The sequence below is a fragment of the Bacillus sp. Bvel1 genome, from assembly GCF_014872755.1.
Classification (GTDB): Bacteria; Bacillota; Bacilli; order Bacillales; family Bacillaceae; genus Bacillus; species Bacillus velezensis.
The window spans coordinates 17,730-38,285 of sequence record NZ_JAAOBZ010000007.1; the positions used below are offsets into that span (position 1 = coordinate 17,730).

Genomic DNA, 20,556 nt, shown 5'->3' on the forward strand with positions numbered 1-20,556 from the left:
TCACTCTCCTTTTCGACAAAATAAAAAACGCCTATCAAAGCGCTGTCAGTATTTGATCAATATATCGTTTTTGTTCTCTCAGCTTCTTCGCCTGATTCACCGCAATATCTTGTATGTCTTTTCTGAAATTAGCAAAAGTCAGCTTCGGGCTGCTGTATGGATTTAGCGGATTGTATTGAATCGTTAAGAGCCGCACATCATCCTCATAAGTCGTTCCGTCTGCTGTGTCGGCTAAAATGTGGACTGTATCGCCTTTCCAGAACGGCTTTTCAATTTTGATCAATTTCGGTTCGTATACATATTGATAATCTACACTGACGACTGTTTCCGGATATGGATTCACATGTTTTTTCAGCGCAGAAACCATGCTGCCCGACTTTTTTATAGTTTCGTCTCTGATCGGGTCGGCCCACTTCGGCTTACCTTCCCGCAGAAATTTCTTTTCCTCTGGATGGATGTACAAGATCGGCTCAAATACGTATTTCGGTTTTTTGTCTGTGCTCTTACTGTCTTTAGACATCGCACCATATCCCCATGCACGGGTAGAGCAGTTTTGCGAGTTGGTTTTGATACTGATGCCCGGCATATTATAACGGGAGTCAAATGTGAAAGGAATCTCTTTCCCCATTTTCTTATAGACATGAATTTTATAATTATCCACGTCAAGCTCTAACTCATAATCATTTATGAGCTGATCTATTAATTCGGTGGAGTTTTTATCACCGAAATTCTCTTCTTCGGCGGTGGCGAATTTGCTTTCAGGCTCTTCCAGCACATATGAAAAATCAGTACCTTTTAACGCAATGTCAAAGGCCTCTTTTACGGTCAGTTTCTTTGTTACAGTGTCATTTACTTGGTTCTCAGCAAGAAAAACGGTAAAAATATGATTGGCCGTGATTGTTTTTGTCAGGACGTTTTTAGCCTGCTTCAAGTCTACATCTGTAATATAGTATTTTTGTTGTTTGAATCTTCTTTCGTCAATGTAAAGAATATTGTCATTGACCAGTAAATCGAATTCAGTCGCATTGCTCTCTGTTTTGGTAATTGTAAAGGTAAAGCTCTTTTTCCCGGTAGTATCGTCTGTAAGATCAACGATCACGCCTGTTACTTCCACAACGTCATTTCCGTCTTTCGTGGAAACATGCAGCTGAGGAAAGTCCACATCTGACGGCAGTTTTTTATTAAGAGGGATGTCGTTACCCGCGTATTCTTTACTTGGAAAACTCGGTTCCTCTTCTGGGGTCTCCGGGGATTCTGGATCATCAGGCTCGTTCGGCAATTCTGACGTATCATCATATTGCATCAACTTATACTGTTCGATCATGGTAATTAATTTATTAGCATAGTTGATGTCTGTTGCGTAGCCAGCTTTTTGAACGGCTCGGCATGCTTTTTTATAATCCGTTTCCCCTACCACTGCTTTATACCGATCAAGACGAGTGTACAAGCTTCCCAGATCTGCCAAACTCTCAGCATATGAAGGGTACTTTCTGAATTTAGCTTGTACCCTCTCAACATTTCCGTATTTGTCCTGCTCGCTGGTCCACATCAACACGTATTTTCCGTTATAGGTTCCCTTTATCCCAAACAAATTGTAAGCTTGTTTGGAAAGGCCGCTCGTGCCGAACCCGCTTTCCAGACAGCCTTGAGCAATGACAAGGCTGGCAAGGACATTATATTTTTTGCATACCTTTTTCGCCCCGGGTACCAGGCTTTTAATAAAGTCAGCCACAGCCATGTCATCCCTCCTTACTTATAATAAAAACGAGTATCAAATAAAATTTCAAAGTCATTTGAGTTTATAATTTCAAAATCGTTCCATCCTACATCCAGTGTCGGCAGACGGCCGGATGTTTTCAGACGCTTATCCCCGATTACAGTGTACTGCCTGATGAATGTGACTTTTTGCGAGCGTTTTAGCTCCTGCTCAATTTTCAATTTTTCCCCGTTCGTTCGGTTCGCAATGGTTACGTTTGTCCCTTTGGCCCACAGAAAGACGTTATAATCATGCTGCAGAGTGTTGACCGCGGCGCCGCCGGGATTGTAAACGCTGAATCGTTTTTGGTTCTTGAAATGATATTCAAGATCATCTCTCCGAAGGATTCCCATACCGGGACTCCAGTGCTCTCCATTGAAATTCTGGATGGTAGAAGAGGTATATTTCGACTCGGCAAGCCCCAGAATATCCGTGAACCCCACTGTGAATGTGGCATGGTTTTTCTGTTTGTCCTTAGCGATAGTAAAATTCCCGTCACACGTAACAAGGAACCGACGGTTAGGCAGAAGGTCCGTTGAAATATAATAAGGAAACGGCTGCACTAACAATGAATAAAGTTCATGCCTGTTCTGATAAAAGGTTTCGGGAATGATGGAATCTAATAAAAAATCAACCTTGATGTCTCTCTCTTTGTAGACAACGTCCCGGGGGTGCTGCGGCAGCACTAAACCGTTTATCCTTGGGAGGGTTGTTGTTTCTCGTTCAATATTCGGTGAGTCAGGCGTGAAGCTGCGCACCTTAAAACGGGGGAGAATTCGTGATAAGCTTTGTTCTCCCATACTGTTATTAAAATCAATATATAAATCTAGCATTATGATCTGACACCGCCTTTATAGGCATTCTGGTTGTATCGGTCTGCAGCTTTCTGGTCAAGTATCCTGCCATCTCCTTTTTCAAAAGCGATCGTCGCAATTTGTTGGCCGTCCATATGCACCGCAGCCGGATGGATGATAATAGGCTGCTGAGGTATCGCGGCCTGGCCTGCCCCGCCAGACTGTTGCTGTGACAGGAGTGTGATTAGAGCATCTAGCTTTTGATTTAAAGCAGGCGTGTCAACTTCATTCCGGATGGTAAGCTCTGACTTCATTGAAATGAGCTGATCAGCAGCCCCCTTTATGTTGAAAGCCATCTGATTTAATTCCTGCTTAAACGAGGTCATTGCGTTCTGCGCCATAAAAGCAGCACTTTGTTTTACGTTTTTGGCTTTGTCCTCTATCCCTAACGCAAACCCATCAGAAAAGTTGTTTCCTTCCGCTTTTGTTAGTTTGGAGGGAGAATGGGAGTCAATAGATTTCTTTAAAGACCTCAAGGCGGATTTCCCCAAGTTCCACGCCGCACTGAAGAGAGAGCCGTTTTGCGATCCCATTCCATTTATAAAGCCGGTTACAAAGTCAGAACCAACACTATGTGTCTTAACGCTTTTCAGCCCCGTTTTTGCGCTGTTTGCAACACTTTTTCCGGCGCTGTTTGCTGTGCCCTTTTTACTGAGAACGCCGCTGGCCAATTCAGTTCCGGCCTTTTTACCGCCTCCGCCGTCTGAGGTTTTGGCTAAATTGCTCGTTACCGATGAGCTGAGAGAGCCGGCCGCAGATGTATTGGCGCCTTTGGTAGACGTTAAACCAGCTTTATGCTTATTTCCTTTGTTTTGTCCTGCTGCATTTGCTTGCCCGCCGCCTTTCTTCATCTCATTTAAAGCAGATTGAAGTATAGACGATCCTGCTTGTGCATTACCGGGCTTTGTAGAATTGATACCGGTACGAAAGGCATTTCCTTTATTTTGTCCGGCCTGTGCGGGCGTGGTGTTATCTGCGGAAAGCGAATTGTTAAGGGCCTGCTGTAAGACCGTCCCCCCGCCAATAACTGCTGGTGTGGACTGCTTCAAGCCAGCGGAAAAGTCCTCGGCAACCTTCTTCCCTGATTGTTCGGCGCTTGTCGGCTTATCTAATTCCCCTTCAACATTGGCAACCATCTGACTTGCTTCTTCACGGGCTTGTTCTTGGGTCATCCCCATGCCTTGGTAAAACTCTTCTAAAGCCTGTTGGGTAGTCTCAATTGCTTCTTCTTTGGATTGTCCTAATTTTTGAAGAAAATCTATTTGCCGGGCTGCCCATCGTTCTTGATATTGAGCTTCTGACTCTTCAGTTTTGACCATAATCCCCATTGAATTAGATATAAACTCATCTTGTTTATCCAATGCCTTTCCGGTCTCTAAATCAAGCAGCTTGCCGTCTCGTGACATTTTGGAAAATAAGGCTCTTGAATTTTTTTCATAGGCATCCGTGTTTTTTGCTAATGCGGTATTATAGTCAGCCGTGCTTTTGCTCAGTAATGATCTTCTTTGTTCCGCCTCTATATATCCCTGCGCAAACAACTTCTCAATAACATCATTTCTGTATTCCATATCTTTCTTGGCGGCTTGTTTACCATCGTCATAGACTTTTTTAATGTCGTTGTTGTACTTCTGAGCTTGTTTAAATGAAAGCTGTCCTTGCTGATCCGTTACTACTTTTTGCATTGCTAATGCTTCTTTTTGATTGGCCGCAAATTTACTTGTAGACAATTCAAAATAGGAAACAATGTCATTGAATTGCTTCTTTTGTGAGGCATTCATATTGGAAGTGACGAGGCCTGTCTCTTTTTGCAGTGCGTTTAACTGCTTTAGTTTATTCCTAGCCTCTTGCATATCTTTATCAATTGCGCCGACCATCTTGTCAGTCATCTTTTCGCCGGCTTTTTTTGTTTTCTCATCGGTGTCCGCATATAGCCCTTTTAAGACAACCAGAGCATCCTTTTTAAGCCCTTCAAGTTCTTGTATTAGCTGGTCGCGCATACTGGCATAAGTTTCAACTAATTTAGCTGACATCTTCTGAGCTTCTGAACCAGATACCCGGGTCAATTCAAACAGCTGCAGTTCTGCCTTTTCTCTTAAGTCCACATAGGTGGAAGCAGATTTTTGTGTTGCTTTAGAAACACCCTCACCGTAAAGCAAGGCAGATTCTCGCGCCTCTTCTTGCTGCTTTTTCTGGTTCTTCAATTGTTCAGTGTAAGCGTAAGTAGCAACCGAAATACCGCCTAGCAGTGCTGTACCTCCGACAATTGCAAGGCCAACAGGACCGGTAAACGCTAAAAGCGCCCCTATTCCAGCTGTAAGCGTGGCGACGGCTGTCGTAACCCCTAATACACCTGTCGCCAGAACGGCTGTTTTCGCTATGGTTTGCACGGTGCCGGAATCCAGATTATTAAACATCATAATCAAGTCGCTGCCCTTGTTTGCTAAATCGCCCAGGGCAGGCAAAAGGCTTTCCGTCAGTTTGATTTTTGCCCCTTCAAGTGCTGACTGAAAAGCTACTATGCTTCCGTGTGCATTATCCAGCATTGTATCCGCCATCTTTTTAGCGGCTCCATCTGATTTTTCAAGCGCCTTAGTATTATCCCCAAGAGCCTTTGAACCTTTTTGAAGAAGGACAGCCCAATGTTTATATGCTTCAGCGCCCACGATCGTTTTTAATGCGGCCGCCTGTTGCTCTTTGGTCATGCCTTTCAGACCTTTTTCCATTTCCTCAACGACTTCCGGCATGCTTTTCATGTTTCCGGCTGCATCGAAGAAATCAAAACCTAATTTTTTGACAAGCTTCGACGCCTTACCCGTTGGCGAAGCGAGACGGATCAAGGATGTACCAAAAGCCTGCCCGGCAATTGAGCCTTGAAGACCTGCGTCACCAAAAGCCATAATGGCGGCCGCTGATTCTTCCATTCCCCAACCAAGGGAATTAGCGTTCGGCGCCAAAAACTTCATGGCTTCGCCCATCTGTTCAACGTTGGTGTTTGCGTTGGCTGCGGCGTAAGCAATGACATCCGAGGCGTGCCCTGACTCTTTTGCTTTTAGAGCAAAGGCAGACATGATATTTGATGTAATATCTGCTGCTGCACCTAATTCCAGTTGGCCGGCTGCCGCCAGACTGAGCATCCCGGGCATTGCGTCATAAATGTCATTAACCTTAAATCCGGCCATTGCCAAAAAACCCTGTGCATCCGCTGCCTGACTTGCTGTAAAGACAGTGGTTGCACCGAGTTCTTTTGCTTGCTCTCTCAATTTTGCGATCTCTGCCGCCGATCCGCCGGAAATGGCCTGGACTTTACTCATTTGCTTTTCAAAGTCCATGCCGACCTGAACAGCATCACGTAGGGACAGAGCCAGCGCACCAAAAGCGATGCCCGATGTCATAGCTACTGACGAACCAACGGAACGCATTTTTCCACCAATTGAATCCATTCGTTCGCCCATGATCCGAACACGGGAGGAAGCTCTTTTCGCTGCCTCCTCTAACGTTTTTATTCTCTGAGTCGTACTATTTAGCGCGTTTTGCGTCTTATTCATTGCGGCAGTAGCATTATTTAAACGGCGGGCGAGCGTTTGCGTTTCTTTTATGTCTTTCCCTTTTTTTATAGCCGCGTCTGCGTAAGCTCTCTCAAGCGCCTTTACTCTGCGTTTATGCGTTTCCAATTGTTGTGTTAATGTTTTTTCGGTTACTTGAGCAGTTTTTAATTCGTTTCCCCACACACCCACTGCCGTACGGTTTTTTTCAAATTCCGACTTCAAATTTTTCATTTGAACAGCACAGGCGCTCATTTCTTTTTTAAACTCAGATGAATTCGAATACAGCCTGACCTTTATGTCTTTGCTCAATCGGGCACCTCCTTATCCGAGAAATTGATCAATATACATAGGTTCATCATTGTTTTTTGCCTTCGTTTGGGTCTTCTCTTGTGATTTTCTCCGAGCCAGTCTTTTCAGATGATAGACAATGTCCATTTCGTCAATTTGATTCTGCGTATATCCTATTTCCTCAAGGGCGTTATACATATCAAGGACTGACTCAGGCAGACTCACTCCCCCGGCTCTTCACCGCTGGAAATTCCCTCGCTATTTAAAAGAGCCGTTGCTTCCGCAATATTCCCCAACACATACTGTGCAGCAGCATAGATTGTTCTTCCTACCAGCCGGGCATCAATTCCTTTTTCAAACTCATCAGGTGTAAATTTCTGGCCAAAGGTATTACAGACAAATTCAACCTGTTCATTAGTAAAAAGACGCTCTGAATCTTGTGATTCAAAATCGTCTGCAATCTTTGCAGCCTTTCGAAACAATAAACCTGTAATGTGGTCAGGTGTAACAAATTTTTTATCTTTGCCATCAAGCCGAAGTGTAATAGACAATGCTTCCATGTAAGTTCCTCCTTTTTCATATAAAAAGAGCGCTCTTAGGCGCTCAATGAATTATTTACCGACATCAACGACAGGCGTTCCCTCTTTCGTGATGTCCTTATAGACAACTTGTTTGAACCATGTTTCAGCATTAATCCCATTGGCCTTATCTTCTTCTGCTTTTGCATCCCATCTGCGCTTACCCTCTTTTACATTAGTAAGAGGCATGAATTTAATTTTGACCTGCGCTGTTTGGGGTGTAGCTTTCCCTTCGTCCGTTTTGTGTTCAATCGGTACTAATTCTGGGGTCCCTTTAAGCACCCAATAGTATCTGTACCCGCCGGTAGAGAGCTTGGCCCGGAAACCAAGAGCAATCTCTAGTGTCTTATCATCAGCACTAGAAAAATGAATGCCATTCTCCACTTGCTTACCGAAAATCCTTGACTGCATGTCAAGAGGAAGGTCGGCAACTTCCATTTCACCATCAATATCACTTAAACTATTAACAGTGGCATATGCCACGTTGTCGGCATAAAAAACCTCCTGTTCTGATTTAGGATCAATTTTTAAGTTAACGGCGCCCGGTATTTCTTCGGGAACAGAAAATTTTAATTCATCTTTTGTGTCTTTTAATACTTCTGCGATATGAAACATATCCAAACCAGATAATACTTTCCCCATCTATTTCCCCTCCTGATAATAGGTTTTTTTATAACGTCTGGCCTTATGAAAGACCTTTGTGTCTGTTTCGTATAAATCTTGCGAATCATACCGGCTGTAGCCGATTTCTCGCATAAGCTTATCTATTTCCGCAGCAATCGCTGTTTCCTTGCCGCGGGTGCTCGCTTGAGTGAAAATACTGATCTGATAACGCACCTCAAATGAATAGACCTGGTTGTCTGCAAAATCCGCATCAGCATCTTGAATCTCCGAAAAAACTACTCTCGGAAATGCGCTGACATCATTCGCAACGAGGTTATGAATTCCGCCAGATGTCAGGCCTTTTAATAAGGCACTGGAATTAAGTGTGCTCACCAATTCAATTTTAGGAGAGTAGGTCATTTGATCGGCGCTGTAAGTATTCGCTCCATTAGTTCCACAGCGGGGCCCTCCCCTTCTTTTCCGCCTTTTTCTATGAACGGTTGCGGCGGCATTTTTGAGGTTCCCCACTCCAAGAACCTCCCGCGATACGCTACCTTTTTATTCGGACCAACGGCCACAAACCTCACTCCGTCCTTGGATTCTCTGACATTGGAGACTGTGATGTTGTCCTGCATATGAGGTTGTTTTTTATCACTCCGGTTAACGTGGGAGCGTTGCCGTTCAGCGATAATTTCACCGCCGGCCTTTAGCGCTACGGGTTCCACCTTTTCGACGTCTCCGCCGATTTTTTTAAAATACTGCGTTAGATCCTCTATGCCGTCAAAGCTCATATCAGCCATTGATTCCCACCTCCTGACAAAGAATCTCAAGCTCTTCCCCCTGATCATCCGGATCGTTAGTGTCCAAAATATCAAAAACGCGTTCCGTCTTTTCTTTAGGAACGCGCTTAACAATCCGCATATTCGGTTTTATATCCTTCCGGTAACGCACCGTGATTTTTTTTGGAGTCTTGACTCCCAATGCTCCGGCAATCATAGTTTCGCTATTTCCGAGAGAGCCAGCCCCCTCTACAGCTCCCCAGACCGTGAATAAGTCCACATAGGTTGCATTCCAATTACCTTCTTCATCCTGTGTCTCGGTTTTCTTTTGAAAGGTCAGACGGTGCCGGAGTTGGCTGATCTTTTTTCTCATTTTCTTGTTCCTCCACAGATACATAACGCAGCTGCGTCAATATATTTTCAGCAGTAAAAGGGATAGATAAGCCGGTTCCCCCGGTCTCATATATCCCTTTGTTTTCATACCAATGTTGGACAAGCATTTGAAGCACCAGCTCAAATTGCGGGTGCCCTTCAATATACCTGCCTATCCCGTTGATAATATAGCTTTTGGCCGCCGCCATTTGATTCAAAAGCTGACGATCATCTTCTTCATGCTCGACCTTTAAATAGTTTTTAATAGCCTCTAAATCCATTCAGGACACACCGCCTATTCTGTCGGTTCTTCTTCTGTTCCTTTCAAAGCAGCCAGGTCACTTTCAAGGTTATTCATTTTTTGTTTCAATTCATCAAGCAATTTTGTAATTTCGCTGTTTAGATGCTCCGGCATCACGCTGCCAGTTCCGATGTTTTTACTCCGGACTGATTTTTCTGCAAGCATTTCATACGTAATGCTGCTTTCTTCAATAACAGCCGGATCACCCTTGTCTCCTTTCTCACCTTGCGGGCCTTGCTCGCCAGTATCTCCCTTTGGTCCGGCCGGTCCCGGTTCACCCTGTGGTCCCTGTTCCCCGGGTTCCCCCTTATCGCCTTTTGGTCCTTGCGGGCCGGGTTCCCCCGGTTCTCCTTGAGGACCTTGTTTACCGATATCGCCTTTGTCTCCTTTCTCACCTTTTTCACCCTGCAGTCCTTTTACAAAAAGAGGATTTTCTTCGCTGTTTTCTTTGAGATAGACCGGCGTTATCGCCTTGCCGTCTTTTCCTTTTTCAGATGAAGTTTTGACTCCATTACTTTCATATAAATAATCTTCAGCCATCTGTAATCATCCTTTTCCTTTTATTTTTTATTCCGTTTTTCCGTCAGACTCAGAACTGGCAAGCTCTTTCAATTTATCCTCAATAGCCTTGAGACGATCTAAAACAGATGAATTTAAGTGTTCTTCCATTACACTGCCGGTGCCGATATTCCTGCTGCGGACCGACTTATCCGCCAGCATTTCATGGGTTACGCTTCCGGGTCCTGGTTCAGATTGGTTGCCGCCAAAACTGACCTCTTGTCCATCTTTAATGACCTTGCCCCCGGCAATTTCTAAAACACCGCCGATGACGGTACGATTTCCCCCGTCGGCGGTGTAGTTTTTTGTTGAATAGCTCATACTTATCTCTCCTTATTCAACCGTGATTTGTCCGAATACTACAGCATCCTCATCCCATTTACGGACATCTTCTCGTTCAATCCCTCTGACTTTTGTTGAATTTGTTTCAAATGCTCCTGCCCCTGTGTCTGTGGATGCAATTGACTGTTGTTCACGATCAAACAGAACAATCGCTTCTTTTAAATTCCCGATGATGAGTGGAGCTTTACCTTTTTGAGTTTTTAATACTCTGTTAGTAAAAGGCACGACAGGTCGTCCATCAAGCAACTTCTTTGTAGGATTGGTTGGGTCTGGCTGTAATAGGTATCTGCCTGTTCCATCTTTAAGCGTGTCTAACCAGTCATATCCGTCTTGGTTTGTCAGCACGATAGAACCCGGCGCCACCATCGGATCAAGCGTGACATTTAATGCTTTTTTAATACCATCCAAACCATCAATATCTACTTTTTTCAATGATGCAATTGCAGCCAAAATCAAATTGTTACGGGTAACAACTGATTTCTTTGCGAACCATTTTGCTACATATTTCATGATCGCTTGGTCAGAGTCATTCAACATTGAATTAGATAGAGTCATGATGCCACCATAATCTATGATTGAGTAGGATACTTTTGTGAATCTAGGCTGATCAATCTCAGGTAAATTCCCCAATTCCTCTACGGGTGAAAACGGCACCATATCAGCATTTTTCTCAAGTAAACGAGTTCCAGATCGAGTTGTGACAGGTTCAACGGTTACATATTGTTCCAACGGCTCAAACTGACGTTTAAATTCATGGATTTGCCTTCCAATATCCTCTGGGATCAAAATTCCGCCATCTTCATCATTTATACCGGACATCGCTCTAAATTCTGGACTATCCAGAAGGTCACGCTCTTCGTCGGTAAGTCTTTTGCCTCTCAATCCTTTAAGGAAAGCTTTGCTGTATTGCTGTTGCCTTTCCTCATTTCCTTGACCTTGTGAACGCTGCCCCTCTGGGTTGCGCTCTTGCTCGGGCACAAAGTTTACACCGCCCGGTAAATCCGGGACATCAAGTGAACGTCCTTCGGTCATCAATTCGATTTGATTTTTAAGCTGTTTCACTTCATCAAGCAATGCACGCGCTTCATCGGTATTGCCCTCCTGCAGCGCCTTGTCTGCTTGCTGCTTCTTTTCAGTAAACTGTTGTCTTAATGCGATTTCTTTTTTGCTCATTTGCATTGGCATAAAATCATTTCCTCCTTGTTTTCTGCACTAAAAAAGACCTTACTCCGGGAGTACAAGGCCTAATAGTTCCAATTCCATTTTTAACGCTTCATCTGATGAATTACGTCTTTCTTTCAGCTGCTCAACCTTTTCTAAACTGCGGGCACCTACAACCGCCTCAGTATCGCTGTAAGCAGGCGTAGTGACGAGTGAAATATCGAAAATGCGATTGATTTTATTGATTCGTCGCTCGTAAATGTCCTCATCTTCATTGATACGCCATTCATCTGCCTCAGCATCCCCATAATCCAATGAAAAAGCAAAGGAGCACTGATTGATCACGCCGCTCCGGACATTCTCCATTAAATCACGCGCATATGACGTGTCTGAGGGCTTGAATCGGAATTTGAGGCCTATCCCGTCTGTATCTAATTCAAGGCGGCCAGTATCCCCGGAAACGGTATTTCTCGCCAAGGGAAAATCTTGCTGATGGTTGAAAAGGGCGATGACGTTAGACATGTCAGCTGAGTCAAGAGCTGTTCTGCTGATTATCTCTTTAAACCAGCCCAAGCGTTCAGACCATTTTTCGAATTTGAGAGCGTACCCTTCGATATATTCACTTTGCCCCTCACCTTCGGAACGCAGCTCGATCGGCGTCGTCAAATGCCGAACCTCTTTATCCTTCATTCTTGTTGTCACCCCCCTTCATGGCGCCGCCAGCTTTAAGCCGCTGATATTCTTCCACAAAATCGAGGAACACATAGTTTAAGCTGGAGATATATTTGTCGCCGTTTTCAATAGGGTTGCGCTCAAGTAATTCTCTGATTTCGTCTTTATTCAGCACTCCTGTTTCATGAAGTGTTTTCAAATACTCCGCTTGCGTCTTACTGTCGCCGCGCAGCTCGCTGTCTATATTGAATTTCACGTAATGGCCGCTTTTCTGATCGTGATCTAAGAACAATTTAACGTTTAGTTCTTGTTCAAAATTTACAATCCATGGCTGCAGCGTGTTTCTGACATATTCAATGGACTGATGCTCAATATTTGAAAATGTCGCTTTATCCAATTCGTTCAGCTTATGCAACGGTACTTTATAAATCATGGAAATCTGTGCTTTGTTAAACTTCATAGACTCAACGAATTGAGCTTCTTGCAGAGGCATGGAAATAGATTGATATTCCAGTCCGTTATCTATAATGGCGATATTTTCACCTTGATTCACCCGTTTCCACTCTTTGCGCACGTTCTCTTTTGGTTTTTCATCCAGGAACGCCGGAACTTTCAATATCCCCCGAGGAGTTGCCTCATTCTTGTACAGTTTGGCGTTATATTTTGTGGCAGCCGCTTGCGCCCCGATATGCTCCCGCACAACACCAATAGGTGATTTACCATGTATTCCGTCAGTCGAAAGCCCTTTAAAATGCAGTACCTCGTAGTCATATAATTCAATGGCTTTCCCGTTTAACACAGTTTGATACCACAGCATCCCTGTTGTCGGATGAACGTAAGCATTCGTGTAATCAGGGCGTAAGGGGAAGAGCGCTTCCGGGTAACCATGTGGTCCGAATTGAATATAGGAATATGCATTCCCCCAAGTCAGAACATGAGTCATCATGAGCTTTTTCCACGTGAAGGCTGTCATGTAAGGATTCGGCCGAGCATAAACAGCATGCGCGGACATGTGCTCGGGTTTCCGTTCTATGCCGCCTTCCGTTCTTTTATATGTGTGAATCGGCAGTTTCGCAATGTCATCCGACAATACATTGACACATGCAAATATGTCCGGCTGCACAAGTGAGTTGCTTTCACTCACTCTTTCGCCGCTTGCTGTTTTCCGGCCGCCGAACATGTTTAATAAAATGTTGTTAAAACCATCTTCATGATCTGACGAGCCAGAACGTTTCTCAAACATTCGTTCGAGTAGCATTTATATCACCTCGCTTTCTTTGATATGAGGTACGCATAAAACATTAAAAAGACACCCGTCAGAATAAGACCGATGTTTGTGCTCCATCTATAGACAGCTGTCAGAATAAAGGCGGCTCCCGCCATAAACAGCAGATCATTTAATATCAATAAGAAAAAAGAAAACCCTTTTTTAAAAACTCTAGGGTTAAACAAGGCAGCAAAAAAGACACTAATCTTTTTCATACTTCTCACATCCTAAAAACTGAAATTGCCGGAGCCAAAATGTTCATTCAAATCAACTCTTCCACTATTGCCGAAATACATCGCACGGGCAAATGCATTTATAACAGCCGCAATAGGGTCAATTCTCTGCGGTGATTTTGCTTTATCCAGCATGATATTCTCTTGCGGGTCCATTTTCGTAATTGCGTTATTAATTGCCCATGTTAAAACCGGATCATCGCCATGCACGACTTTCCTTTCAAATACCTTTTCTCGAAAGCTTTTTGTTGGTAATGAAAGATGATTAATTCTCTGCGGCAGTTCCACCATTGTATGCCCTTTTGATTCAAGCCGCTGCGCTAAATGAAGAGCATTCCACTTGTCATATGCTGTCTCTTGTAGCCGAAAACGGTTTTTATGAATAAATTCAATGATCCATTGTTCAACTAATTGATAGTCAACTGCTTCGCCAGATGTATAAGTGATAAATCCCATCTCTCTCCACAAATCATATGGCACTTTATCCGTCGCCATTTTTTCTTTGGCTCGGGCTTCAGGCATAAAGGAATGTTGACCGACATAGAAAAAGCCGTCTTGCACGGCCACATATCCAACGGAGGTTAAGTCTGTTGTCATTGATAAATCAAGGCCCAAATAAACGGGCAGTCCTTGCAGATCAGGAATTTCCCCGCTGCAAGCGCGCCATTTTGTCATCTTCATATAACCATTGTCCTTCTGGTCAACCCATCGGTTCATATTTTTGGTGAGGAAACTGCGCATCTTTTCAGGCACTTCAAGAGCCACTTTTAAAGCAGAACGTAATGACTCCATCCCCTCGGGGTACGTTGCCACAATTGGGTTGGCCTTAATCCAGTTTGATTCATCTTTTATATCGTCCTCTGGATCAAGCTCACAGATCATAACAAAATAATCATCATTCTCCGTGTCAATGTCTGGATCAAGAATTTTACTCGTATATTGATATTCCTTAAAGCATGGCCGCTCCATGTTGAAACCCGCTGTCGTAATAACAGCCATTAACGGACTGCGCCGGGCGACCATCCCGCTGTCCAGGACGTCGTAAATCTCACTTGTTTCATGTGCGTGGTATTCATCCACAATGCCCAATGATGGGTTTTTACCATCCCCGAGCTTCCGAGCCTCACGGGAAAGAGGCTGGATAATAGAGTTTGTTTTATATTTTTTCACGCGGCCATTAGCAGAGGTGTATTTCCCCTTTAGTATTGGTGCATGATGCAGCTGCTCAAGGATGGCTTGATATACCTCATCTGATTGTTCACGGGACCAGCCTGCGATAAATACCCGGTGTTTTTCTTGTGTCGGGAAAATCTCATACGACGCGATTAAAGCTAAAAATTGCGATTTCGCATTTTTACGGGCCAGTTGGATATAAGCTTTCCGGAACCGGCGGGCGCCATTTTCTTTTTTATAGAATCCGTATATATTGGCCGCAATAAAAAGCTGAAAGTCTGTTAATTCAATCGGCTGCCCTGCAAGTATACCTTCGACATGATTAAATTGCCGCGACCATTCATAAAAATCCACAACAGCTTCAGCATCAAAGTAATAAGGACAGTCATCTTCTGCGAGCCGGTCAACATCTTTAAAAAAACGCTCTACAGCCCATTTTTGCTTTTTGCCTGCCTTAATTTCCCCGGAGCGAATTTTCCCAGCATATGACCAAACCCGCTCAATGAGAATTTCGGCTGTAATCTCTTGCATTACATGCGGCCCCCAAACCGTTCTTCCTCTTTTGACTTCGGTTTCCCATCATCTTTTTTCGGGATAATAAGTTTACAGCGAGAGGAAATGGTCAGCCCTAAATCACTGGAAGCTTGCCTGCATTGTTTGAACAGCTTGTCTTGATTGATAAGCAAATCACTGTATGTCTTGTTCGCTACTTCAAATTTATTTCCGTCATCATCCTCAACTAATGCAGTAATGGGCGTTTCGAGTAAGACTTTGGTCATTTCCAAGTATTGTTTTCGAGCAAACAAAAAACGGGCAAGCGCGTCCACATCTAAATTAGTCATAATTCCGATGTTTTTTAGCTCATCCGCTATCTTTTTAAACTCTCTTTTTAAGTCTTTTGGCAAATACGATGGAGCTTTTACTTTGTCGTTTGGTGCCTTTATTTCTTGTTCCCGACGTTCCTCAATCTCTTGCTTTGTCAAGTTTTTCTTGCCTTTATAAAGTAACAAATCTAAAGGTTCCCGCGGTCTGGCCATTCCCTCACCTCCTTCCGAATTTTCATTTAGGGAATTTTTCAAAATGGGGAGGGGAGCGCGGTCTCCGGCAAAAGTCCTCTAGGGATTTAAGGGTGGGGGGTCTCCATCTCCTTCTTCAGCTGGCTCATGGCTGCTTGTATTTCCGTTTGTGCTGCTTCTATTTTCTTTGAATATAGATCAACAGCTGATTCCTTTTTCATGTTACGACGAAGAGTAAACATCTTTCGTATTCTGTGCTGCATTCGTCTGATGTCCTCGTTCGTATAGAAGGATGTGTACTCAGCCTTGCAGCGTGGACACTTGATATAATGCTGCTTGATTCCGTTGTCGTGCTTCCTGATCTTTGAACAGCCTTTGACAAGAAGTCTGGTCATGCATTGATCACACACGCACGTTTGATGTTCTGTTTCCAAATCCTCCATCCTCCTTTGCCGTCTTCCGGCTATGGCATGGCCCACAGAGAGGCTGCCAGTTACCCGAGTCCCAGAATAGTTTTTTGTCGCCTTTATGTGGAACGATATGATCGACAACTGTCGCCGGGGTTCTTCTGCCTTGCATTAAGCAGGCGGCACATAACGGATGCTTAGACAGGTAGCCAGCGCGCGACTGCCTCCATTTGCTGTTATACCCCCGTTTGGCCGCAGACTCCCGGTATTGATCATAAGCCGGCTTGGTTCGCTTATGTTGTTCACAGTAGCCCTCTCGTGTGAGGTTTGGACAGCCGGGTTCATTGCAAGGCGTCAAAGCTTTCTTCATTCCAATCCCTCCAATCATATTCTTTCTAAACTGCGCCCGCACTCAAGCCGTTAACCGCCAATTGTCTATCCTGAGATCTACCGGCCGCAGTTTACAGAGAATATAAAAAACACCCCGTAGGATGTTTTTCTTCTTTCTTCAAACTCATTATATTTGGTTAAAATATTTTTATAATTTCAATCTCCAGCTTCCGAATCACCAAAAATGATCTTATGAATCTTAGTAAATTCCTTTTGATTTACCTGTTCTAATCTTGAATTGAATTCATCCAGGTCAATTAATTCTTTTTCCACAAGCAATTGAACTAACGTAACAATATCTAATTTGTTGGTAATTGATAAGAACACAGAATTAGCTTGCCAGTTTTCATTAGAATTAGCTTCAGCTTCTTTAAGTACAATTGAAAAGGAGACGGCCGTATTTCTATCTAGTTCTCCTTGGTAATTTGTTGTTGAGCTCTCTAGTTTTGCTACGAACGATCCTCTCGGTGTTACCACGTCTAATTTATTATTCGAGAATAAACTTGAATACAGATGATATTCATTTGCACCATGGGTTAAAAATTGTATTGACAAGTGATTATCTCTTCCATCAATATACTCAGCCTTACAGTTGATTTCAACACCATTAATAGTAATTTTTGTATTTTTCATGCGATTCTCCTCCCTATCTAATTATGAGGTAATGGTAGGGATAATGGAACCAATTGCGAAATTTGTCGAACGATTTACTAGAAATAGTTTTTGCAAAGAATAAATCCTTAATCAGAAACCAAGTTTACTCAAAGTCCACTCTTTCGCTATTTCCACTGCTACACTCGATACTACTGTTAAAGGAGCCGTCTTTAACTGATTCCCCATTTTTTCTTTAATCTTAGAATAAGTTGTCTCATTTTTAATTGTGTCTAAAAAGTCATGGCCTTGATTTGTTAATGACCTTGCATACCACCAAAATCCAGGATTTAAATTAGTATCTTTTCCTTCTATTAATCCTGCTTCTGTTAACAATTTTACATGATAACTTATAACCTTTTGGTCTCTCTCTTCGAGTTGAATAACTTTCCAAGATTCTGGATTATTATCATTTTCTAAAGTAATAAGTATTTCTCGTATTAAATCAAAATCTCTTTTCATCTTAATCCCTCCCACCTTATTATCGGTAAAAGGAAGCGACAAGGGAATCATTTGCGAAATTTGTCGAACGATTAGTAATTAAACTGGATCATAACCTCTTATGCTGTAACAAATGTCGCCGTGCTTGTTGTATTCATTCTTTAAAGAGGGTTCTTCTTTTGTTGACTTGACTTCTAATATTTGACCAGCGTCAAGAATCTGTGTAATTTTGTCCAAAGCCGCTCCCTTGCAATGTGTAACCCGCATTACTAAATTCTTCAATGAAATCCCTCCAATAGAAAAAGCGCCCTCCCGATTGGGAAAGCGCCTGTTTTTTTGCATAGAGAGTTACAGCGAAACAAAAATTTCTCATAAAGCGACTATCAAACTCGCTTAATTTTTAGATGCTTTTTCGTATTTTTCTAGTGCTTTTGCCAACATCTCAGCATTTAGTTTGATCATAGCTTCATAGATATGATACGTTGTCTGCCCTTTAATTTTCTCAATTGTTGGCATGTACTCTTCTATTAACTCAGATGCAATTTTTGCGAACTTAGGATCCAAGATTCCCCCCTCCTTTCTATGTGAATCCTACCATAAATTATATCTAACGACTAAGATTTTCAATAAATCATCTTTACTTATATTCTTTCTAAACCAATCATACTCAAAAGGCTTCTTAAACATCCAATAGTCTATCCTGAGATTTACCGGACGCAGTTTACAGAGAACATAAAAAAGCGCCCCCGCTCATCAGCAGTGCCGCTCCCTTATTTTATTACCTATTACCATAATACCTTATCTAAAACAAAATGGTGTGCCGTTATCGTGCCAAGTTTGTGCCAAAATTATTTTCTTGCCATTCTACCAGGCATTTCATACTTTATTCTTAATAAAAATTCTAAAAACGTTACAATATCTTCTGCTAATTCTTGATTTATTGATGGAATTTTATGAGTTGCAATGTTACCCGCTTGTCTAATAGCATCAACCCAATCCTTACCGTCTTTAGGAATAATGCCTTCACTCTCAAGAAAATTTACATAGGTTACAAAACTTTCTCCCTCTTTTGCACCTGAATCAACAGCTATATTCATTAACAGCTTCCTAGCTAACAATACACCTGCCGTATATAATTGATGAGACATACAATCTCTTATTTCTGTGTAGACTTTTTCGATTTCTTCTGGAAGATGCTCTATTTTATTCCCATATCGCGGTGAAGGAATTTGAGTCCTATCATTACTCATTTCAAAATAAGTGGGTCTGTTGCAGTTAGGACATATATAGACTTTCCCCAATGCACCCCCATGTCGATCACATAAATAACCTGAATCCGGGCCAACTAATGCATCACAGTGGGCGCATTGATATTTACACGGATCCATTCTATCAACATCAACCCATTCTCCCCATAATACCATTATTCCACTTCCTCTTTTTTGTATAGTATAACATATCCACATTATCCACCAATTACTCATATCTTATATACTGTGCAACTGCCCGAAGTGCCGTCAGCCCTTGCCATCCGTGTTTTCAAACAATATCCCTAAAATGAATTCCACGTTTTCTTTTTGAAGGGAATCAATAAAAATATGCAGAAAAAAAGACTCATCTTGTTTATGAGATGAGCCTGCTTATATCTTGAATTTCTTCATGGCGTTGTTCATGGCATCCTGATTGATTCCAATGTATCGAAGGGTTGTCCGCTGATCTGAGTGATTAAAAATCTCCTGCAGCATGGCAACGTCTTTTGTTTGCTTGTAAAAATGGTATCCGAATGTTTTCCTCAACGTGTGCGTGCCTATATCATCCAAATTGACATACTCAGCAGCAGCCCTCAAAATCTTATAAGCCATCGACCGGGAAATGGGCTTGTTGATCCCTTCGCGGCTTTTGAAAAGATATTCGTGATCTTCTTTCCCCTCAATATATGCCTTTAATTCTCTTTGAAGTTCCGGCGTCATTTCAATTCTCTTTTTCTTTTTGGTTTTCTTCTCTATAAGGTTGAAATACGGCCGTCTGGCGTCCCTTACTCTCAGTTCCAATATATCTGATATGCGGAGACCTGAATTTATCCCGGTGACAAATAGCATGTAATTCCGCTCGCTCTGTTCTTTTAAAAACCGTTTGATATAGAAAATGCATTCCGGGTCCCTTATCGGCTGAACAAAATTCATTCCGGCGCGCCCCCGTCCTTATAGACTTCCACGCGAAGAGCAAAGGCCAGCCGGTAAAATGCTTTTGCTTTCGTCCGGTAGTAGCTCCGCTGACTGAGTCTCATTTCTGCATAGACTTCATAATCATACATTTCTTCATTCTGCATGTAGAGCATGACAAGTATTTGCCGCTCCTTTTGGGAAAGCCGGTTAACCGCTCTTTGCATTCTCTTTAAAAACCGTTCCCTCTCAATCTCCCAATCCATACGTTTTAATGCTGCGTCTTCTGTGGAGGAATGAAATTCATTCGAAAAGCTGGGCGGAACAAGGCTGTATGTTGCGGTCACTTTCGGCAAAAAATCCTCCGGCACTTGTAACAAGTACATGCGATATTGTTCGAGCAGCTTTTCTGCTTTCATTCTCGTTGCTTCTTCGTCAATTTGAGGAATATTTAATGTCAATTGATTCATTTCTTTCCCCCCTATGCACCTTTAATATTTGAATTAATGTATCTTGCAATCTTCATTCGTGAACGGTTAATTGTTGTTTGAACAGTTCCTTTTGCAATACCGAGCAGTGCACTAATACGTTCATAAGAAAAACCTTCTACAATATGCAAAAGAAAAATTTCCTTTTCGCGATTCGTAAGTTTGCCGAGACAATCATTAATTATTTTCTGCTCTTCCTCCGTAACTGATCCGGTTTGCTCTGGCTGAATAGAAAAATCATTTGAGAAGACTTCCATTATCTTAGGATCAATGAACATAGTCCTTTGATATGAGGCTCTGCGATCTATTGAGCGACGTGACACGGGTTGCCTCCCACTTTCAAGCCAGTCGATTGTCCATTGGAGATCAGAAATCATATTTCTGAGATTCTTTTTATCTCTCATACCAGCAGCAGAAAGGTCGCTTTCATTTGCTTCCGCAAGTGGCTTATACATTGCTCTTGTTTGTTTTAGTGTACTTTTATAGCTGAAAAGTAAATCTCTCACAATGATCCCCCTC

The 20,556-nt window shown here is 42.7% G+C and carries 27 protein-coding genes; all 27 read right to left on the reverse strand.

Features of this window, described 5'->3' with window-relative positions:
• Nucleotides 1–34: 34 nt before the first annotated feature.
• Nucleotides 35–1,738 carry a phage tail protein gene (locus HAP68_RS09095; protein ID WP_039251303.1) on the reverse strand — a complete coding sequence of 568 codons (1,704 nt, stop codon included), beginning with the start codon at nt 1,736–1,738 and terminating at the stop codon, nt 35–37.
• A gap of 11 nt (nt 1,739–1,749) precedes the next feature.
• A complete protein-coding gene (locus HAP68_RS09100; RefSeq protein WP_039251302.1) occupies nt 1,750–2,589 on the reverse strand; it encodes a phage tail family protein in 840 nt (279 codons plus the stop codon).
• The gene (locus HAP68_RS09105) at nt 2,589–6,464 is read right to left on the reverse strand and encodes a phage tail tape measure protein (RefSeq protein WP_039251300.1); all 3,876 of its coding nucleotides are present in this window, start codon (nt 6,462–6,464) and stop codon (nt 2,589–2,591) included. Before HAP68_RS09105 ends, HAP68_RS09100 begins: the two co-directional genes overlap by 1 nt.
• Nucleotides 6,465–6,476: 12 nt before the next feature.
• Nucleotides 6,477–6,662, reverse strand: coding sequence for a hypothetical protein (locus HAP68_RS09110; protein ID WP_172437946.1), 186 nt, complete (start codon nt 6,660–6,662; stop codon nt 6,477–6,479).
• A 2-nt stretch (nt 6,663–6,664) separates the two neighbouring features.
• Nucleotides 6,665–7,003 carry a phage tail assembly chaperone G gene (gpG, locus tag HAP68_RS09115; protein ID WP_039251296.1) on the reverse strand — a complete coding sequence of 113 codons (339 nt, stop codon included), beginning with the start codon at nt 7,001–7,003 and terminating at the stop codon, nt 6,665–6,667.
• Nucleotides 7,004–7,054: 51 nt separating this feature from the next.
• On the reverse strand, nt 7,055–7,663 hold the full coding sequence (locus HAP68_RS09120; RefSeq protein ID WP_039251295.1) for a major tail protein: 609 nt from the start codon (nt 7,661–7,663) through the stop codon (nt 7,055–7,057).
• Entirely contained in the window at nt 7,664–8,044 is a 381-nt protein-coding gene (gene gp17, locus HAP68_RS09125; RefSeq protein ID WP_039251293.1) for a tail completion protein gp17, read from the reverse strand.
• Nucleotides 8,041–8,424, reverse strand: a complete 384-nt coding sequence (locus tag HAP68_RS09130; RefSeq protein ID WP_039251291.1) for an HK97-gp10 family putative phage morphogenesis protein — start codon at nt 8,422–8,424, stop codon at nt 8,041–8,043. Before HAP68_RS09130 ends, gp17 begins: the two co-directional genes overlap by 4 nt.
• The gene (locus HAP68_RS09135) at nt 8,417–8,776 is read right to left on the reverse strand and encodes a phage head closure protein (protein WP_039251289.1); all 360 of its coding nucleotides are present in this window, start codon (nt 8,774–8,776) and stop codon (nt 8,417–8,419) included. The genes HAP68_RS09130 and HAP68_RS09135 overlap by 8 nt, the downstream gene beginning before the upstream one ends.
• Entirely contained in the window at nt 8,709–9,056 is a 348-nt protein-coding gene (locus tag HAP68_RS09140) for a head-tail connector protein (RefSeq protein ID WP_039251288.1), read from the reverse strand. Before HAP68_RS09140 ends, HAP68_RS09135 begins: the two co-directional genes overlap by 68 nt.
• A 14-nt stretch (nt 9,057–9,070) precedes the next feature.
• The gene (locus tag HAP68_RS09145) at nt 9,071–9,616 is read right to left on the reverse strand and encodes a collagen-like domain-containing protein (protein WP_039251286.1); all 546 of its coding nucleotides are present in this window, start codon (nt 9,614–9,616) and stop codon (nt 9,071–9,073) included.
• A 27-nt stretch (nt 9,617–9,643) separates the two neighbouring features.
• A complete protein-coding gene (locus HAP68_RS09150) occupies nt 9,644–9,955 on the reverse strand; it encodes a hypothetical protein (RefSeq protein WP_039251284.1) in 312 nt (103 codons plus the stop codon).
• Between the two features lie 12 nt (nt 9,956–9,967).
• Nucleotides 9,968–11,161, reverse strand: coding sequence for a phage major capsid protein (locus HAP68_RS09155; RefSeq protein ID WP_039251281.1), 1,194 nt, complete (start codon nt 11,159–11,161; stop codon nt 9,968–9,970).
• 39 nt (nt 11,162–11,200) lie between these two features.
• Nucleotides 11,201–11,827: an HK97 family phage prohead protease gene (locus tag HAP68_RS09160; protein WP_039251280.1), complete on the reverse strand. Its 627-nt coding sequence runs from the start codon at nt 11,825–11,827 to the stop codon at nt 11,201–11,203.
• A complete protein-coding gene (locus HAP68_RS09165) occupies nt 11,817–13,067 on the reverse strand; it encodes a phage portal protein (protein WP_039251278.1) in 1,251 nt (416 codons plus the stop codon). The genes HAP68_RS09160 and HAP68_RS09165 overlap by 11 nt, the downstream gene beginning before the upstream one ends.
• A 236-nt stretch (nt 13,068–13,303) precedes the next feature.
• Nucleotides 13,304–15,013 (reverse strand): terminase large subunit, encoded by a 1,710-nt coding sequence (locus HAP68_RS09170; RefSeq protein WP_039251276.1) that lies wholly within the window; start codon nt 15,011–15,013, stop codon nt 13,304–13,306.
• Entirely contained in the window at nt 15,013–15,519 is a 507-nt protein-coding gene (locus HAP68_RS09175; protein ID WP_039251274.1) for a phage terminase small subunit P27 family, read from the reverse strand. Before HAP68_RS09175 ends, HAP68_RS09170 begins: the two co-directional genes overlap by 1 nt.
• A gap of 86 nt (nt 15,520–15,605) precedes the next feature.
• Nucleotides 15,606–15,941 (reverse strand): transglycosylase, encoded by a 336-nt coding sequence (locus HAP68_RS09180; protein ID WP_225562146.1) that lies wholly within the window; start codon nt 15,939–15,941, stop codon nt 15,606–15,608.
• Nucleotides 15,901–16,275, reverse strand: coding sequence for an HNH endonuclease signature motif containing protein (locus HAP68_RS09185; protein ID WP_039251271.1), 375 nt, complete (start codon nt 16,273–16,275; stop codon nt 15,901–15,903). Before HAP68_RS09185 ends, HAP68_RS09180 begins: the two co-directional genes overlap by 41 nt.
• 176 nt (nt 16,276–16,451) lie before the next feature.
• Nucleotides 16,452–16,928, reverse strand: a complete 477-nt coding sequence (locus tag HAP68_RS09190) for a hypothetical protein (protein WP_039251269.1) — start codon at nt 16,926–16,928, stop codon at nt 16,452–16,454.
• A gap of 111 nt (nt 16,929–17,039) precedes the next feature.
• Nucleotides 17,040–17,408, reverse strand: a complete 369-nt coding sequence (locus HAP68_RS09195) for a DUF2513 domain-containing protein (protein ID WP_052250224.1) — start codon at nt 17,406–17,408, stop codon at nt 17,040–17,042.
• A gap of 78 nt (nt 17,409–17,486) precedes the next feature.
• Nucleotides 17,487–17,669, reverse strand: coding sequence for a hypothetical protein (locus tag HAP68_RS09200; RefSeq protein WP_039251267.1), 183 nt, complete (start codon nt 17,667–17,669; stop codon nt 17,487–17,489).
• Nucleotides 17,670–17,780: 111 nt separating this feature from the next.
• Nucleotides 17,781–17,951, reverse strand: a complete 171-nt coding sequence (locus HAP68_RS09205; protein ID WP_153952963.1) for a hypothetical protein — start codon at nt 17,949–17,951, stop codon at nt 17,781–17,783.
• 284 nt (nt 17,952–18,235) lie between these two features.
• Nucleotides 18,236–18,811, reverse strand: coding sequence for a DUF4145 domain-containing protein (locus HAP68_RS09210; protein WP_039251265.1), 576 nt, complete (start codon nt 18,809–18,811; stop codon nt 18,236–18,238).
• A 216-nt stretch (nt 18,812–19,027) separates the two neighbouring features.
• Complete coding sequence (locus HAP68_RS09215) at nt 19,028–19,570, reverse strand: tyrosine-type recombinase/integrase (RefSeq protein ID WP_039251262.1); 543 nt, start codon at nt 19,568–19,570, stop codon at nt 19,028–19,030.
• Complete coding sequence (locus HAP68_RS09220) at nt 19,567–20,019, reverse strand: ArpU family phage packaging/lysis transcriptional regulator (RefSeq protein WP_039251261.1); 453 nt, start codon at nt 20,017–20,019, stop codon at nt 19,567–19,569. Before HAP68_RS09220 ends, HAP68_RS09215 begins: the two co-directional genes overlap by 4 nt.
• A gap of 11 nt (nt 20,020–20,030) precedes the next feature.
• Nucleotides 20,031–20,543: a sigma-70 family RNA polymerase sigma factor gene (locus HAP68_RS09225; RefSeq protein ID WP_039251258.1), complete on the reverse strand. Its 513-nt coding sequence runs from the start codon at nt 20,541–20,543 to the stop codon at nt 20,031–20,033.
• Nucleotides 20,544–20,556 lie beyond the last annotated feature (13 nt).

Coding starts and splice junctions, on each gene's coding strand:
- HAP68_RS09095 (WP_039251303.1), bottom strand. CDS start 1,738: ATGGCTGTGGCTGACTTTATTAAAAGCCTGGTACCCGGGGCGAAAAAG.
- HAP68_RS09100 (WP_039251302.1), bottom strand. CDS start 2,589: ATGCTAGATTTATATATTGATTTTAATAACAGTATGGGAGAACAAAGC.
- gpG (WP_039251296.1), bottom strand. CDS start 7,003: ATGGAAGCATTGTCTATTACACTTCGGCTTGATGGCAAAGATAAAAAA.
- HAP68_RS09120 (WP_039251295.1), bottom strand. CDS start 7,663: ATGGGGAAAGTATTATCTGGTTTGGATATGTTTCATATCGCAGAAGTA.
- gp17 (WP_039251293.1), bottom strand. CDS start 8,044: ATGACCTACTCTCCTAAAATTGAATTGGTGAGCACACTTAATTCCAGT.
- HAP68_RS09130 (WP_039251291.1), bottom strand. CDS start 8,424: ATGGCTGATATGAGCTTTGACGGCATAGAGGATCTAACGCAGTATTTT.
- HAP68_RS09135 (WP_039251289.1), bottom strand. CDS start 8,776: ATGAGAAAAAAGATCAGCCAACTCCGGCACCGTCTGACCTTTCAAAAG.
- HAP68_RS09140 (WP_039251288.1), bottom strand. CDS start 9,056: ATGGATTTAGAGGCTATTAAAAACTATTTAAAGGTCGAGCATGAAGAA.
- HAP68_RS09145 (WP_039251286.1), bottom strand. CDS start 9,616: ATGGCTGAAGATTATTTATATGAAAGTAATGGAGTCAAAACTTCATCT.
- HAP68_RS09150 (WP_039251284.1), bottom strand. CDS start 9,955: ATGAGCTATTCAACAAAAAACTACACCGCCGACGGGGGAAATCGTACC.
- HAP68_RS09155 (WP_039251281.1), bottom strand. CDS start 11,161: ATGCCAATGCAAATGAGCAAAAAAGAAATCGCATTAAGACAACAGTTT.
- HAP68_RS09160 (WP_039251280.1), bottom strand. CDS start 11,827: ATGAAGGATAAAGAGGTTCGGCATTTGACGACGCCGATCGAGCTGCGT.
- HAP68_RS09165 (WP_039251278.1), bottom strand. CDS start 13,067: ATGCTACTCGAACGAATGTTTGAGAAACGTTCTGGCTCGTCAGATCAT.
- HAP68_RS09170 (WP_039251276.1), bottom strand. CDS start 15,013: ATGCAAGAGATTACAGCCGAAATTCTCATTGAGCGGGTTTGGTCATAT.
- HAP68_RS09175 (WP_039251274.1), bottom strand. CDS start 15,519: ATGGCCAGACCGCGGGAACCTTTAGATTTGTTACTTTATAAAGGCAAG.
- HAP68_RS09180 (WP_225562146.1), bottom strand. CDS start 15,941: ATGGAGGATTTGGAAACAGAACATCAAACGTGCGTGTGTGATCAATGC.
- HAP68_RS09185 (WP_039251271.1), bottom strand. CDS start 16,275: ATGAAGAAAGCTTTGACGCCTTGCAATGAACCCGGCTGTCCAAACCTC.
- HAP68_RS09190 (WP_039251269.1), bottom strand. CDS start 16,928: ATGAAAAATACAAAAATTACTATTAATGGTGTTGAAATCAACTGTAAG.
- HAP68_RS09195 (WP_052250224.1), bottom strand. CDS start 17,408: ATGAAAAGAGATTTTGATTTAATACGAGAAATACTTATTACTTTAGAA.
- HAP68_RS09210 (WP_039251265.1), bottom strand. CDS start 18,811: ATGGTATTATGGGGAGAATGGGTTGATGTTGATAGAATGGATCCGTGT.
- HAP68_RS09215 (WP_039251262.1), bottom strand. CDS start 19,570: ATGAATTTTGTTCAGCCGATAAGGGACCCGGAATGCATTTTCTATATC.
- HAP68_RS09220 (WP_039251261.1), bottom strand. CDS start 20,019: ATGAATCAATTGACATTAAATATTCCTCAAATTGACGAAGAAGCAACG.